The sequence below is a fragment of the Thalassospira lucentensis MCCC 1A00383 = DSM 14000 genome (assembly GCF_000421265.1).
In the GTDB taxonomy this organism is placed as follows: domain Bacteria; phylum Pseudomonadota; class Alphaproteobacteria; order Rhodospirillales; family Thalassospiraceae; genus Thalassospira; species Thalassospira lucentensis.
This window is the reverse complement of record NZ_ATWN01000019.1, coordinates 1-13626: the sequence shown is the minus strand read 5'-3', so window position 1 is coordinate 13626 and position 13626 is coordinate 1. Positions and strand designations below refer to the sequence as shown.

The window sequence follows — 13626 nt, the reverse complement described above, 5'->3', positions numbered from 1 at the left end:
TGATGGCCGTCTGGCGGCGAAAGCCAAAGAACAGGGTGCTGATCCATTCTGATCAGGGTTCCCAATATACCAGCATCGACTGGGCCGCTTTCCTTCGTGAGCACAATCTTGAACATAGTATGAGCCGCCGTGGGAACTGTTATGACAATGCTGCCGAAAGTTTCTTCAACTTGCTTAAACGCGAACGCATCCGCCGCAGGGTCTATAAATCACGGGATGAGGCACGTCAGGATGTCTTCGATTACATAGAAATGTTCTACAACCCGAAGCGCAAACATAGTACCAACGGGATGTTGTCACCCGTCGAATTCGAAAGACGACAAATCTGATCAAACCGGGTGTCTACAATTCCAGGGGCTATTCAATCTGGTTAAACCAACCCGCACACCTATTGTCACACGAACTATCGAAGATTCCATAGAAGAGTACGCGCAACATAGATAGCAGCTTCATTGGCCTGGAGCATGGCTACCAGTGGTCGAAGTGATGCCCTAGCCAGTGCCGGCAGACTTTCATCCTCGTCTTCCATGATGACATCAACAATCCAGTCCAGACGTTCCCGGCCTTGGGCGGCAATTAATCCCATTTCGGCCATGTGGGAACGTAACGCATTAACCAGCATGTTTTGTTGGCGCATCAAAAGCTCGCGAGCCTTGTGCTGCATTAGCGCTGCTTGTTGGTCCTCCGATTTGACCGGAACAAAGCGCATGTTCGGTCGACTGACTGCCTCACAGATCGCTTCGGCATCAGCTGCATCGTTCTTGCCACGACGAACATACGGTTTCACATAGGATGGTGGGATGATCCGGACATCGTGCCCGCGGGCTTCGAGCTCCCGGGCCCAGTAGTGGGCAGTGCCGCAGGCTTCAAGGCCGATCAGACAGGGAGGGAGATCCGAGAAGAATGAAAACATTTTCTGACGACGCAACTGGCGACGAACTGTCACTTTTCCTTTGTCGTCGACACCGTGAACCTGGAAGACATTTTTCGACCCTGTTTACAGCGCGTATCAATTTGTCCTCGTGGAATAAACAATCAGCTCAAACACAAGATAGCGCCGATCCCCACTCCGCGGAGCTTAGCTATCGATTTAATTCTATCCATGAGGTGATGCTGAGTCGTATCCCGCACACAGCGGTTTTTCGCGATCAGCTGAATCGTTCCGCCCGTAATAGTCGCCTGTATCTGAGACAGCCAGGCAGCGGGGTTACTGCATCCCGGCACATTGGAGCGAGCAATCGCCGTACATATTTCCCGCCATTCAGACGGCCCAACAACGTCACATTGACCCGGCATGTCCGCAGCATCAAGCTCACATAGCAGCTCCGGCATCAAACCATCAAGCGCGTCAAGAATGGTTATCCTAGAAGGTCTTTTTCCCTTCTGTCGTAAATTATCCAGCTCCGACCTAACGGCATCAAAACCAACGCGATCAATCGCCTCATTTACCCGCAAACAGGCATTCGCCAACGTCCACGGCTCTGAACACAACCGTTGCCACTTCCTGGCTAAAATCAAACATTGATCATCGACGGTAGGAAGGACGGTTGCACCGGTTCCAGAAACGGCATTCGTCTGTTCCCTTTCTTCCGTGTTTTCTTCTTTATCCGTGTTCTTCTTATTGGAACCGGCACCACGTGCCGGTTTAATACCGGAATCTGATGCCGGTTTAATGGAACCAGATGCCGGTTTAGAACCAAGACCGACCAGTTGATAAGCGTTGCGATTGCGAAGTCTGCCAACGGCCCGGCTCAGCTTTGCCACCAATCCAAGTTCGGCCAAACGCTTGAGCGCCTGACGCACCTTACGATCAGACAGGTTTGCCTCACGAGCAATCGTTTCAATCTTGGGGAAGCATGCCTGCGTGCGATCATTGACGTGCGATGCCAGAACGACGGCAACACAGATTTCGGCTGTCGTCAAATCAGGATGATGAAGGATCTTTGTCTGCACCCAGTGCCAACGGGCAACGGCAGACGTTCCGACCGGTGCTGATTGTTCAGCAACCGCGCCAGTGTGCGCTTGGGAATATGAAGATGTCATGCGTGGTATCGGCAGAGTTCAAACATCGCATTTGCACTTGACAAAGCGATCCCGTCGCCTAAACTTTACCTCAGATTTCGACACTAAGGGCAGCTTAAGCCTTTTCAGAAACCCGTTGGTTGCAGCCGACGGGTTTTTCTTTATCTATTTGAAAAGTCCGGGAAAAATGAAACTCGGTAGTGCCGCCTCCTCTGTTAGAGGCATGCACCCGAACTTTTTCTCTTGTTTCGCGAATCCGTCGAGTCTATATCTCAAAACTCAACGGATCGGAAAGAGTGGTTGCGGGGGCACGCAATTAACTACGCTCTCTTACCCCAATGCCACCCGGAATACTCTACTTTGCGATCAAAGTATCTATTTCGCGCCAATTCTAATTCCCCTCACTCAACCAATATATGACTCATAACCTTCATCTACCCAGACAGATAACCACACCCAACTATCTGGCAATAACAATCTCGCTCTTTCCGCCAGCTCCAAAACATCCCTAAACCTTACCCAACACAAGAAAGCCAGAACAGCATTTCTGCCATTCCGGCCTTCATCGTTCAGGAGCCGACGGGAGCTCTCGGATCCTTCACGGACTAATCGGCAGTTCCGTGCGATCGCCCTCAAGCGTCCATTCCATCGGATCAAGCGTCCTGCCTTCGGCCGTGACAACACCACTCTGATGGAACGACACCGTGCCATATTGCGTATCTTCAATACGATATGTGCCATCCGTATCGACTTGAACCTTGAGCTCGTGATCGGCTGCAAATTTCGCCAGATCACTGGCATGGCCCAGCCGGACAACCCAGATGCTATAGCGTCCGGAAAGACGCAATTCATGCCCGGCAGATCCGCCTGTTTGCACAAGCTCCAGCGGACCGGAAGCTGATACAATCAACGCTCCCCCGCCCGAACGTGCCCACGCCCGGTGTCCGTCAAGCTGCCATTCATCGAACGCCAATGTCGGGAACCACGCATGGGTAAAATCAGGTTGCGGCGCCACACCTTCAAATCGAACAATCGCCAGATCACGATATTGCTGTACCCGCGGGACACTTGCCGATCCGCCCCAGAAGGACGGGCGGCCAAAACCGGACTGAACGATTTCGCCGGGATGGTTGATGAATATCTGTGCGCCCGGCTCCCGACCAATACGCGCCTGAAGAAGCGTTTCCTGATATCCCCAGTCCCGCCAGCGATAAAGCGCAGCACTTCCCATCGCGGTTTCACTGGTTTTGTAGTGATACAGTCGGCAAAACGCATTTTCACCCTGCCAGAAAGTCCATTCCTGTGCGGTATCGCGCTTTTCCCAACAGGCAATATCGGCAAGATCAGGCAACTCAAGCCCATGATCGCGCAACGCCAAAGCCATCTGGGCCAGGCAGTTCACATGTGCACCGAACTGACCCTTGCCCCACAGCAATCTGGCAAGACCGTTCAGTTCCAAAGTATCGGCAACACAAAGCGAATGTTCGTAGCTGCGCCCCTGTGCCCCGGTAATGACGCCGTGATGCGCCGAATTGGCGATCATGGTGATCAGTCGGGTAATGGCACCAGATGCCCGCTTTCGAATGACGTCGTCGGGTGCAAGCGCAAACAGGGCCGACAGCCCTTTAAGATCAATCGGGAAATAGGTTCCAGAATTGAATTCCGCCATTGCGGCGGCTTCGAAATGATCGAACCACGCCATCAGGCGCTGATAACCGGCCTGTTTCTGTGCGATGCCATTGCGATCTGCGCGCCGGAAATGCGACTGCGGCAAGAGATTCCCGGCCAGATAGGCAGAAGTATGGAACAACAGAGCATGGTTTTCCGAGAAATACCATTGAACATCGTTGCCCGGTTCATCCATCCAGTAACGGAAGTCCAGAATAGCGGCATCAATACGCGCGACCAAAGATGCAGGTAGCCGATCCGCAAACACAATGCGCGTCCATAAAAGAGGAACCAGCGCAAAATCGGCACAGTCAAAACACTGCTCGATCCCCGGCAAAACCGTATTGATGATTGTCTCGGCCCGAGCCAGCGCCGCCTCATCTCCGATGGCAACACAAGCAAGCGCAGTCTCGGTATCGGTTTCACCGTTTCTGGCTATCCATTCAAGGCTTTCGGCAATACGTGCATCAAGACTGTCCGGTGCGGGCCCGGTTACAGAACGCCAACTTACCTCAGCGCCAAGCCGCGCCTGGGACTCAAAATCACCACACTTGAATGAAAAGTCGAAATATCGGTAATCCGCAGGAAAATCGTTCGACGATGCCAATCGAACGCGATTTTCCCCCGCAGGGATCTCAAACGGTACATCGTCGTGATCATGCGACATGAAATGCCCGGCGACCCTGATCGTGCCGCCAACCTTGTCAGGAAACGGCACAGGCATGACAAGCCAGATATCATCACTGTCATAGAATTTGTGATCAAGATGCATTGCATCAACAGCCGCCTCGACCGCAGATACGGCCTCGGATTGCGCCGGAAAACAATTTCCGGTCTCTGCCTTTGGTCCATCAATCCAGGTAAGGGCAATTCGGATAACCGCATCGCGCTCGCACAAATCTTCAAACTGAACCGCAACCTCGTTGTGGCCCTGTATTAGATTGGCCTCAAACTCGACCTCGTCCATGGCATTCCGGGTTGCGGGCGAAAGCCACGCAACCGCGCTCCCATTGACATAAACACGCGCGGCCCCGCAAATCCCCAGCCGCAGCCGTGCGGGTCCGGCATCCTTGGCATTGATCGCCGTTCTGGCCCACCCCTGAATATGGGTTGCCCGGAACCAGAACCCCGAAAGATCAAGAAACGGTGATCCACCTGGCAAAATATTTCTTGCCTTCCGCCAGTCAGGGAACGGCAGTTCGGCAATTTCTTTGCCCCGGCGCTCGGCAATATAGGCTGTCCGGCAAGGATAGGTATGCGGGATGAAATTCTTCTCCTTTGTCAGGAAGAAAGTTGAATCCATCTCGCCTTCCATCGGCATGTCCGCCACATCATATGCCCGTTCCTCAAGCGACGTGACCTGCCAATAGGGGACGGATGCTCCGGATTTAAGCAGCATGACTTAACGCAGCTCCTTGATGGCAACCGGCGATACATCGGTATATTCCTGATTTTCCCCGGTCATCCCCCAGACGAAACCATAGGGCCCAGTACCAGCCCCCATGTGAATGGACCAGGCCGGTGACAAAACGACATCGCCATTTGCAACAACCAGATGACGGGTATTGTCCGGACGTCCCATGAAATGCATTACCCGATCTTCATCCGAAAGATCGAAATAGCAATAAGCCTCCATGCGGCGCTCATGCAGGTGCGGCGGCATGGTGTTCCAGACCGAACCCTTCGCCGGATCGGTAATCCCCATCAGCAAAAGACAGGATGGCGCAACCTCTGGATGAATATACATCGCCAACGAACGGCGGTTGCTTTTCTCGGCATCCCCCATCTCAAGAATTTTCGATTCCGCACGCGTAATCAGGCGCGTCGGCACAGAATGTCCTGCCGGAACCGAATTCATGTAAAAGCGTGCCGGTTTTTTGGCATCATCACTGCCCAGCGAAACGGTTTCAGCACCACGGCCGATATACAGAACATCGCGGTTAGCAAGGGCGTAACGCGTTCCGTCCACCTCGATCCAGCCCGTACCGCCAAGGTTTGCAATGCCCATTTCGCGCGCATCAAAGAACAGGTTCGTCCCTACATCTTTGCCATCGCCAAAGCCAAGCGCCTTTTCTGCGGGCACGGCACCACCGACAATCATCCGGTCAAAATGGGTGTACGCAAAGCTGATCTGCCCCGACACAAAGAGGCGCTCGACCATAAAGTTCTCGCGCAACTGGGTCGTGTTCATTCCGTCGATCTGGTCGGGACCGGCACCATAGCGTTGTTCCATAGCCACGGGATATCTCCTAAGGATGTTCCTGCACGTTTGGTCACCTTTTTGGGCGGTGACGCGCTTTGTAAATTTGAAGAAGCAGGAAGATGGCTTCCTGTTCCGCACAAGAAAAAACATCACACCAAGAAATTTTTCGTGCAATATGTAAATAAATTCCACAAACTGATCAGAATCAGGAAAGGGAAAAACATGGCAGTTAGCGGACGCACGAAGATAAGCGACATCGCCTCGCGTCTTGGGGTTTCTACGGCAACCGTATCACGCGCCCTAAGCGGCAATGGTTATGTCCGCGAACATCTCGCCTCCAGAATCCGGGCTGCGGCCATTGAAATGAACTACGCCGTTTCAAGCACCACTGCCGGGCAAAAGGTCCTGATTGTTTCCTCGCAAGAGGCCATGATCGATTTCAAACGCAGCCAGTTCACCATGTACGTCCTTGAAGGGGTTCGCGAACGCGCCGAAAGCCGGGACATCCGGATAGAATCATACATCTATCAGCCCAATCAACGCTTCGAAGACCTCTACAACGCGGCACAGGCCCCGGATTTGATCGGTCTTTTGCTTGTTTCCGTCGATGATGCGACACTCGATTATGTGCGCGCCTCGGATATGCCTGCCGTCCTGGTCAATGGTGACGATCCGGAAATGCAGCTAAGCTCGGTCACGCCGTGCAATCGATCTGCGGCCTCCTTGGCGACCAAACATCTTATCAATCATGGACACCGCCATATCCTGTTTCTCAATCGCCCCGGCAGGCGCACGATCCAACGCCGCTTCGAAGGATGGCGTGATGCGATGGCGGATAATTACAATCCCGATTATGTGATCGATATTGATGACTGGACCGCCGAAGCCGCAAATCAACGCATTGCCGAGATCATCGACAGCAACCTTTCATTCAGTGCGATTGTTGCTGCTGGCGACATCCTTGCAGTGGGAGCAGTGTCCGCCCTGCAAGCCAAAGGTTACAACGTCCCCAAAGACGTCTCTGTAGTCGGGATTGATGGCCTGCCCCAAGGCCAATATATGTCCCCCGCGCTTACATCGGTTAAAATTCCAATGCAAACAGTCGGCGCACTATCGCTGGATTTGCTGATTGAAACCTGCCGACTGACCAATGCCGATATCGAAATGCCCGCACGCCGCATTGAATTGGCGTGCGAGCTCATTAGCCGCGAAAGCGTCTGCCCGCCACTGGCGAAACTACGCTGATTGATATGGTTGGACGATCGAGACCAGGGCATCACAAGCTGCCCTAGCGGGCAAGCCAACCGCCATCAACGTTTAAGATTGCACCCGAAACATAATCAGACGCTGGCGCAGAAAGATAAACAGCCGTTTCGGCAATATCATCCGGGCGCCCCCATCGCCCGGCCGGGATACGATCCAGAATGGCCGCAGACCGATCAGGATCATCGCGCAACGCCTGTGTATTGCTTGTCGCAATATAGCCCGGCGCAATCGCATTCACATTGATACCGCGTGCCGTCCACTCGTTTGCCAGAATACGGGTCAAACCGGCCACACCATGCTTGGATGTGGTGTAGGACGGAACCCGAATGCCACCCTGAAACGACAAAAGCGACGCGATATTCACAATCTTGCCCTGCCCACCGTGCGCAAAGACCTCCTTGGCAAACGCCTGCGAGGTAAAGAACACCGCTTTGGCATTCACATCCATGACGGCGTCCCAGTCTTCTTCGGTAAAATCGATACAATCCGCGCGACGGATAATCCCTGCATTATTGACAAGAATGTCGATATTGGCCCCTTCAAACAGGACCGCCCCCGCCATCGGATCAGCAAAATCAACAATGACTTCGCCTGCGACACCGCCCGCTTCACCGATCATTGCAACCGTTTCGCCGCAGCTTCGTCGTCCTGCACAGACAACTTCCGCACCTGCGCGTGCCATGGCGACGGCAATAGCCTGCCCTATTCCGGCATTGGCACCAGTTACCAAAGCTCTTCGACCGCTCAGCGAGAACGCATTCATGATATAACTCCGCTTGGATAGGATTAGGTATGGGTGAACATCACATCAGCCCAAGGAAACGCGGCAATGCCAACGTGATCCAGGGGACATAAGTGGTCAGAAGCAAGGCCACCGATGTCGCAAAGAAGAACGGCAAAATCGGCCGCACCACCTGATCAATGCGCAGATTGGCAACCGCACAGCCGACAAAAAGGACACTCCCGACCGGTGGTGTCATCGATCCCACCCCAAGGTTAAAGATCATGATGATCCCCAAATGCACCGGATGAATGCCAATCTCGGTCGCAATCGGCAAAAAGATCGGGGTAAAAATCAACACTGCCGGCGTCAGATCCATGAAAAACCCGATGATCAGCAGGCAGACATTCATCACCAGCAAAATCACGATAGGATTGTCAAAGGTCAGAATGGTCTCGGCAATGACATCGGGAATACCGGCAATCGTCATGACATAGGACATGATGCCCGATGCCGCGATCAGAAACAGGATCGAACAACTGGTAACCGCTGACGATTTCAAAACTTCCAGATATTCCTGAAAGCTCGCCATCCGGTACATCAACGACAAAATAAATGAATACAGCACCGCAACCGCCGCACCTTCTGTTGCGGTAAACGCCCCGATCGCAATGCCGCCGATAACCAAAATGATCATCAACAAAGGCGGCAAAGCCTGCCATATCACATGCAGCACTTCCGACCAGCCGACACTACCTTCGGTGCGATAGCCGCGGCGCACGGCAAAAAGGGTAATGACCATCATGACCGAAAGCCCCATCAGAATGCCCGGAAGATACCCCCCAAGGAACAGGGCAGAGATCGACGTCCCGCCGGACACCAGAGAGAAGAGAATCAAAGGTCCGCTCGGCGGAATCAGAATACCAGTTGGCGCTGATGCAATATTCACCGCAGCCGAAAATGCTGGATCATACCCCTCTTTGCGCTGCAACGGCCCCATAACACCACCAACAGCAGCAGCAGCGGCAATTGATGACCCAGAGATAGATCCAAACAACATATTGGCCAGCACATTGGTATGCGCCAAGGCACCGGGCATACGCCCGCCCAGCAATTTCGCCAGATTGATCAGGCGGATTGCGATGCCGCCCTTGTTCATGATGTTCCCCGCCAGCACAAAAAACGGGATGGCCAAAAGCGTAAAACTATCGATGCCCGAAAACATCTTTTGGGCACTTACAAAACCGATAACGTTGGATGGCAAATAAGCAAAACCCGTTACAACCGATGCAACGCCAATCGCAATCGAAATTGGTGTACCAAGAGCGAGAAGGCCGAAAAACAGCGCAAACAGCACAATTGCCGCACCCGCAGGATCAAGCATGAAATCAACAAGGGCATCCATTTCAAACTGTCTCCTGCACTTCTTCAACCGGTGCCAGTTGGCTCCGACCGATCAGAATAATATTAAGGGCCTGCAACAGAATGATCAGGCCCGCCGACACCGGAACCGCAAGGTAAACCATCCCCATCGGGATCTGCATGATCGGCGAAAGCTGCGCCATTGCCGACATACTTGCCCCCAAGCCACCGATCAGCATCGTAAAGCTGGCAAATGCGATGGAGATAACCCCGTTCAGCATCGCCAACCCTTTGCGCCACCACATCGGCCCCAGAAAAACCAGCAGATCAAGCGACAGATGTTTACGACTACCAAAACAGTAAGCCGACCCCAGAAGCGCCATCCATATCATCGTGAATCGAAGCGTTTCTTCCGTGAACAAGGCAGGCGTTGCCAGCACATAGCGGGTGAAAACCTGCCACAGCATCAGGACCACCATGCAGCACAGCGTGGTTGAAATGATCACCAGCAGCAGGCGCTCAATACCATGCTTGAGAAATTGCAACACTTCGCGTTTCCTCCGTCGAAGTCGCCCGGCGCACATTCAGGCATTAATTTTTAGTTTGTTTGTTCCCCAACCATGCGATGTGAAAACAATACCTGCAATCTGAAAATTATTTTCACACACGAATCACTATCCGGCTTTGGGACCAAGACATACGGGAATCGGCTGTTCTAAGGTCATACTTTCCATGAAGAACATCATAAAAGCCAAGTCCCAGAGGTTAGCGCAAAAGGCTTAACACCTGCAGTTTGACCACCAAACATGACTACGATCTGACACAGAAACATCACCTCCAAATGAATGAAATTTTTTTACATATAGAAATTTAATTTTCACAATGACAACTTTATTCATATGTCATCGATGCAACGCGGTGACATTTTCGTCACCGCCCTCAAGGCGGGAAGATGCAAAAGGGAGGAAACAATGAAATATCATAAACTTGCTCTGACGTTCGCAGCCTTTGCTACTCTTGCAATCGGTCAGGCGGAGGCGAAGACCCGTTTGACACTGGCCAACTCGCTTTCAGCAGATCACCCAACCAGCACCGCCTTGCAACAATTCGCCGACGAGGTGAAAGAACGCACTGATGGTGAAGTCACGATCCAACTGTATTTGAATGCAGTGCTCGGATCAGAACGCGAGGTTCTGGAACAACTTCAGAACGGTGCGGTAGACATGACGCGCGTCAGTGCAGGTAACCTCGAAAACTTTGATCCGATCTTCAAGGCCTTTACCCTGCCCTACATTTTCAAGGGCGAAGATCATTTCTATCGTGTCATGACCGGACCAGTCGCAGATGAGGTCTATGGCGCAACCAAGAACAGCGGATTTGTCGGGCTGACTTTCTTTGATAGTGGTGCACGTTCTTTTTACACCGCGAAAAAGCCGATCAATACACCTGACGACTTGTCCGGCCAAAAAATCCGGGTACTAAACTCGAACAGTTCGATCCGTATGGTCGAAATGATGGGCGGCTCTCCGACACCAATGCCTTATGCAGAGATTTACACTGCTTTGCAGATGAGCGTTATTGATGGTGCGGAAAACAATATCACCGCCCTTACCATTGGTCGCCACGGCGAGGTCGCCAAGTTCTATTCTCAGGATGAGCACCTTCGAATTCCCGACTTTTTGGTGATTTCCAACGCTGCTGTCGAAAAACTGACCGACGAACAAAACGCCATCATCAAGGAATCAGCGCTTCACGCTACTGAATCCTTCCGTACTATTTGGGACAAGGCGGTTAAGGATGCGACCACTGAAGCAGAAGAAATGGGCGTGACCTTTGTCACCCCGGATCAGGCGCCTTTCCGCGCAAAGGTCATGCCGCTACTTGACGAATATCGCGACAATCCTGATTTCGGCGGTCTTCTGACCCAGATCCTTGAAACTGAATAACTTATTACTCCGCGCCGTCTAAAGTCTTCAAGAAACAGCGAGATATAATAATATGGGAACCGACACCGTCAGCCTTCGTGACGAATTGAAAGATAAAATCTCTCAGATAGTGACAGGTCTACGCAATCTGCGAGACGAAGGACAGTTCAATGAACCGAACCTGGACGGAACGGCTGGTGACTATGTCAGCTTTGATAGTTGGGAATGGCCGCAAGGTGTCGGACTTTACGGTATTGCGCAACTTTGGCTCCAAACCGGGGATGAGGCGGCGCGGACTATTTTGGAAAACTGGTACGATAAGCAGCTCTCCCGGGGTTTGCCGCCGCAAAATGTGAATACAACAGCTCCCATGCTGGCGCTTTCACTTTTGTGGCAGCAGACCCAGGATCCTCGATGGGAACCGGTTCTTGAAGATTGGGCCAACCGTTTGATTGCAGATGCACCACGCACTGCATCGGGTGGCTTCCAGCATGATGTCTCAGACAAAATCAACACCGGAGAACTGTGGGATGACACCCTATTCATGCTTGCCCTGTTTCTGGCATCCTACGGACAGGCCTCCGGCAGAAAAGATCTGATCGAAGAAGCCAAATTCCAGTTTCTGGTTCATACTCACTATCTTTGCGAAGCTGAGACCGGGCTGTGGTTTCATGGCTGGACCTTTGATGGCTATCATAATTTTGCCCGCGCCCGCTGGGCCCGTGGAAACTCTTGGATTTCTGCCGGCATCCTCGATCTGATTGATCTTACGGATTTGGATGCTGCGACACGCCGTTATCTGTTGTGGGTCGTTAAGGCGCAACTCTCGACCCTGATTGAGTATCAGTCCGAAAGCGGCGCATGGCATACACTGGTCGATGACCCGACTTCTTACGAAGAAATCTCAGCAACCTCTGCAATCGGCTATGCCCTGCTCAAAGGACATCGCCTGGGCCTTGGACCGGAAAGCTGGAAAACAGCCGGTCAAAAGGCGCTGCATGCTGTCTTGCGAAACATCGCCAGCGATGGGGTTGTTCAGCAAGTTTCCTACGGCACCCGCATGGGACATGACCTTGAATTCTACAAGAACATCCCGCTGCATCCGACCGGCTATGGCCAGTCAATGGCGCTTCTATGCCTTGTAGAAGCACTAAATCACAACAACGATCTTGTCAGCATCATCTGAACCGGGAAACGATAGTGGTCACGCATTCACGTGTTTCGCAACCCAATGATCGCGAAACGGCCCAAGAGTGCAGGAACGCTGCAATCCGTTGAATGAGCGTCAGGTCATAAACAATCTCCCCAAACAAACCGGAATTCCCTTAATGAGCCCCGAAAGCAATATCCTATGCATCGGTGAATGTATGGTGGAATTGTCTCCGGTCGCCCCCCGGTCCTGGCAACAGGGTTTTGCGGGAGATACCATGAATACTGCATGGTATCTCCGACAACTGTTTGATCAGACCTGGAAGATCGAATATTTCACTGCAGTGGGAACGGATTTGTTGTCTGACGAGATGCTTGCATTTTTCGAACAATCCGGAATCAGTATAAATAACGTTATCCGGGTTCAGGACGCGCAGCCCGGTCTATATATGATCCACCTGAAAGAGGGTGAAAGAAGCTTTTCCTACTGGCGCGAACAGTCCGCCGCAAAAAGGCTGGCGACAAATACTGATCTGCTTGCCCGGGTCATAGCCCAAAATGAGATCGTGTATTTTTCAGGTATAACCCTAGCCATTCTGCCAGAACAGGATCGTGAAACCCTATTACACCTCCTGCAAAAAGCACGCATGAATGGCCAACAAATCGTCTTTGATCCCAATATCCGCCCCAGACTGTGGGAAACACCCTTTCAAATGAAGCTAATGATTGAAAAGGCTGCGGCAATTTCAAACCTCGTCCTGCCGAGCTTCGCAGATGAGCAGGAAGTCTTTTACGATCGAGACGGACATGCCACAGCAGACCGCTACCTTAACCTTGGTTGTGATGAGGCTGTGGTAAAGAACGGTGGAGGTCCCATTCTCTATAAAAGCAGAACAGGGAAGATAAAAGACATCACCCTGGAAAGGGTTCTGCCAAGAGATACGACCGGCGCGGGGGATTCTTTCAACGCGGGCTTCATCCATTCACGAAGGATGGGAATGACAGCTGAAGATGCCATTACCTCTGCACATGAAATAGCGTCATACGTTGTGCTTCAACCCGGCGCAATCAGTCTGCTTCCATTGAACTGGTCGCGTAAAGAAAAGACATAGTGGTTTTCTTCTATCAAACAAAACACCCCGCCCGGCGAAAGCCGAGCGGGGTGTTTTGATCTAGGGCTCTGTCATATCTCGCACAGGAGCGATTTATAACAGAAGTGGTTGCGGGGGTAGGATTTGAACCTACGACCTTCAGGTTATGAGCCTGACGAGCTACCGGGCTGCTCCACCCCGCGTCAGTGGGTATTTTCT

Annotated in this window: 11 protein-coding genes, 1 tRNA gene and 1 pseudogene; 5 read left to right on the top strand and 8 right to left on the bottom strand. The window is 52.3% G+C overall.

All coding sequences use genetic code 11. The features are described 5' to 3' along the window. The coding region (locus K355_RS0122580; RefSeq protein WP_022734437.1) for an IS3 family transposase at positions 1-329 on the top strand (329 nt) is incomplete at its 5' end. A 74-nt stretch (positions 330-403) separates the two neighbouring features. Here the strand turns inward: K355_RS0122580 and K355_RS24790 are convergent. From K355_RS24790 to kduI, 4 genes and pseudogenes are all read right to left on the bottom strand, one after another. Continuing rightward, positions 404-991, bottom strand: a pseudogene (locus K355_RS24790) (IS110 family RNA-guided transposase); the annotation flags it as partial. 44 nt (positions 992-1035) lie between these two features. Further along, positions 1036-2043 (bottom strand): helix-turn-helix domain-containing protein, encoded by a 1008-nt coding sequence (locus tag K355_RS0122570; RefSeq protein WP_022734435.1) that lies wholly within the window; start codon positions 2041-2043, stop codon positions 1036-1038. A gap of 577 nt (positions 2044-2620) precedes the next feature. Beyond that, complete coding sequence (locus K355_RS0122565; protein WP_022734434.1) at positions 2621-5089, bottom strand: hypothetical protein; 2469 nt, start codon at positions 5087-5089, stop codon at positions 2621-2623. Between the two features lie 3 nt (positions 5090-5092). After that, a complete protein-coding gene (gene kduI / locus K355_RS0122560; RefSeq protein ID WP_022734433.1) occupies positions 5093-5923 on the bottom strand; it encodes a 5-dehydro-4-deoxy-D-glucuronate isomerase in 831 nt (276 codons plus the stop codon). A gap of 192 nt (positions 5924-6115) precedes the next feature. Here kduI and K355_RS0122555 point away from each other — a divergent pair, with 192 nt between their 5' ends. Continuing rightward, positions 6116-7138, top strand: coding sequence for a LacI family DNA-binding transcriptional regulator (locus tag K355_RS0122555; RefSeq protein ID WP_022734432.1), 1023 nt, complete (start codon positions 6116-6118; stop codon positions 7136-7138). A gap of 43 nt (positions 7139-7181) precedes the next feature. Here the strand turns inward: K355_RS0122555 and kduD are convergent, their stop codons facing one another. Genes kduD through K355_RS24785 form a run of 3 tightly spaced genes read right to left on the bottom strand, consistent with a single transcriptional unit; the run spans position 7182 to position 9790 of the window. Continuing rightward, positions 7182-7922, bottom strand: a complete 741-nt coding sequence (gene kduD, locus K355_RS0122550; protein ID WP_022734431.1) for a 2-dehydro-3-deoxy-D-gluconate 5-dehydrogenase KduD — start codon at positions 7920-7922, stop codon at positions 7182-7184. Between the two features lie 40 nt (positions 7923-7962). Then, positions 7963-9285 (bottom strand): TRAP transporter large permease, encoded by a 1323-nt coding sequence (locus K355_RS0122545; protein ID WP_022734430.1) that lies wholly within the window; start codon positions 9283-9285, stop codon positions 7963-7965. Position 9286: 1 nt separating this feature from the next. Then, positions 9287-9790: a TRAP transporter small permease gene (locus tag K355_RS24785; protein WP_022734429.1), complete on the bottom strand. Its 504-nt coding sequence runs from the start codon at positions 9788-9790 to the stop codon at positions 9287-9289. Between the two features lie 423 nt (positions 9791-10213). Here K355_RS24785 and K355_RS0122535 point away from each other — a divergent pair, with 423 nt between their 5' ends. The 3 genes from K355_RS0122535 (at position 10214) to K355_RS0122525 (ending at position 13428) form a co-directional block, all read left to right on the top strand. After that, positions 10214-11188, top strand: coding sequence for a TRAP transporter substrate-binding protein (locus K355_RS0122535; protein WP_022734428.1), 975 nt, complete (start codon positions 10214-10216; stop codon positions 11186-11188). A 52-nt stretch (positions 11189-11240) separates the two neighbouring features. After that, complete coding sequence (gene bglB / locus K355_RS0122530; RefSeq protein ID WP_022734427.1) at positions 11241-12353, top strand: beta-galactosidase BglB; 1113 nt, start codon at positions 11241-11243, stop codon at positions 12351-12353. 142 nt (positions 12354-12495) lie between these two features. After that, positions 12496-13428: a sugar kinase gene (locus K355_RS0122525; RefSeq protein WP_022734426.1), complete on the top strand. Its 933-nt coding sequence runs from the start codon at positions 12496-12498 to the stop codon at positions 13426-13428. 105 nt (positions 13429-13533) lie between these two features. Here K355_RS0122525 and K355_RS0122520 read toward each other — a convergent pair. Beyond that, positions 13534-13610 (bottom strand) — tRNA-Met (locus K355_RS0122520). Positions 13611-13626 lie beyond the last annotated feature (16 nt).

Coding starts and splice junctions, on each gene's coding strand:
- K355_RS0122570 (WP_022734435.1), bottom strand. CDS start 2,043: ATGACATCTTCATATTCCCAAGCGCACACTGGCGCGGTTGCTGAACAA.
- K355_RS0122565 (WP_022734434.1), bottom strand. CDS start 5,089: ATGCTGCTTAAATCCGGAGCATCCGTCCCCTATTGGCAGGTCACGTCG.
- kduI (WP_022734433.1), bottom strand. CDS start 5,923: ATGGAACAACGCTATGGTGCCGGTCCCGACCAGATCGACGGAATGAAC.
- K355_RS0122555 (WP_022734432.1), top strand. CDS start 6,116: ATGGCAGTTAGCGGACGCACGAAGATAAGCGACATCGCCTCGCGTCTT.
- kduD (WP_022734431.1), bottom strand. CDS start 7,922: ATGAATGCGTTCTCGCTGAGCGGTCGAAGAGCTTTGGTAACTGGTGCC.
- K355_RS0122545 (WP_022734430.1), bottom strand. CDS start 9,285: ATGGATGCCCTTGTTGATTTCATGCTTGATCCTGCGGGTGCGGCAATT.
- K355_RS0122535 (WP_022734428.1), top strand. CDS start 10,214: ATGAAATATCATAAACTTGCTCTGACGTTCGCAGCCTTTGCTACTCTT.
- bglB (WP_022734427.1), top strand. CDS start 11,241: ATGGGAACCGACACCGTCAGCCTTCGTGACGAATTGAAAGATAAAATC.
- K355_RS0122525 (WP_022734426.1), top strand. CDS start 12,496: ATGAGCCCCGAAAGCAATATCCTATGCATCGGTGAATGTATGGTGGAA.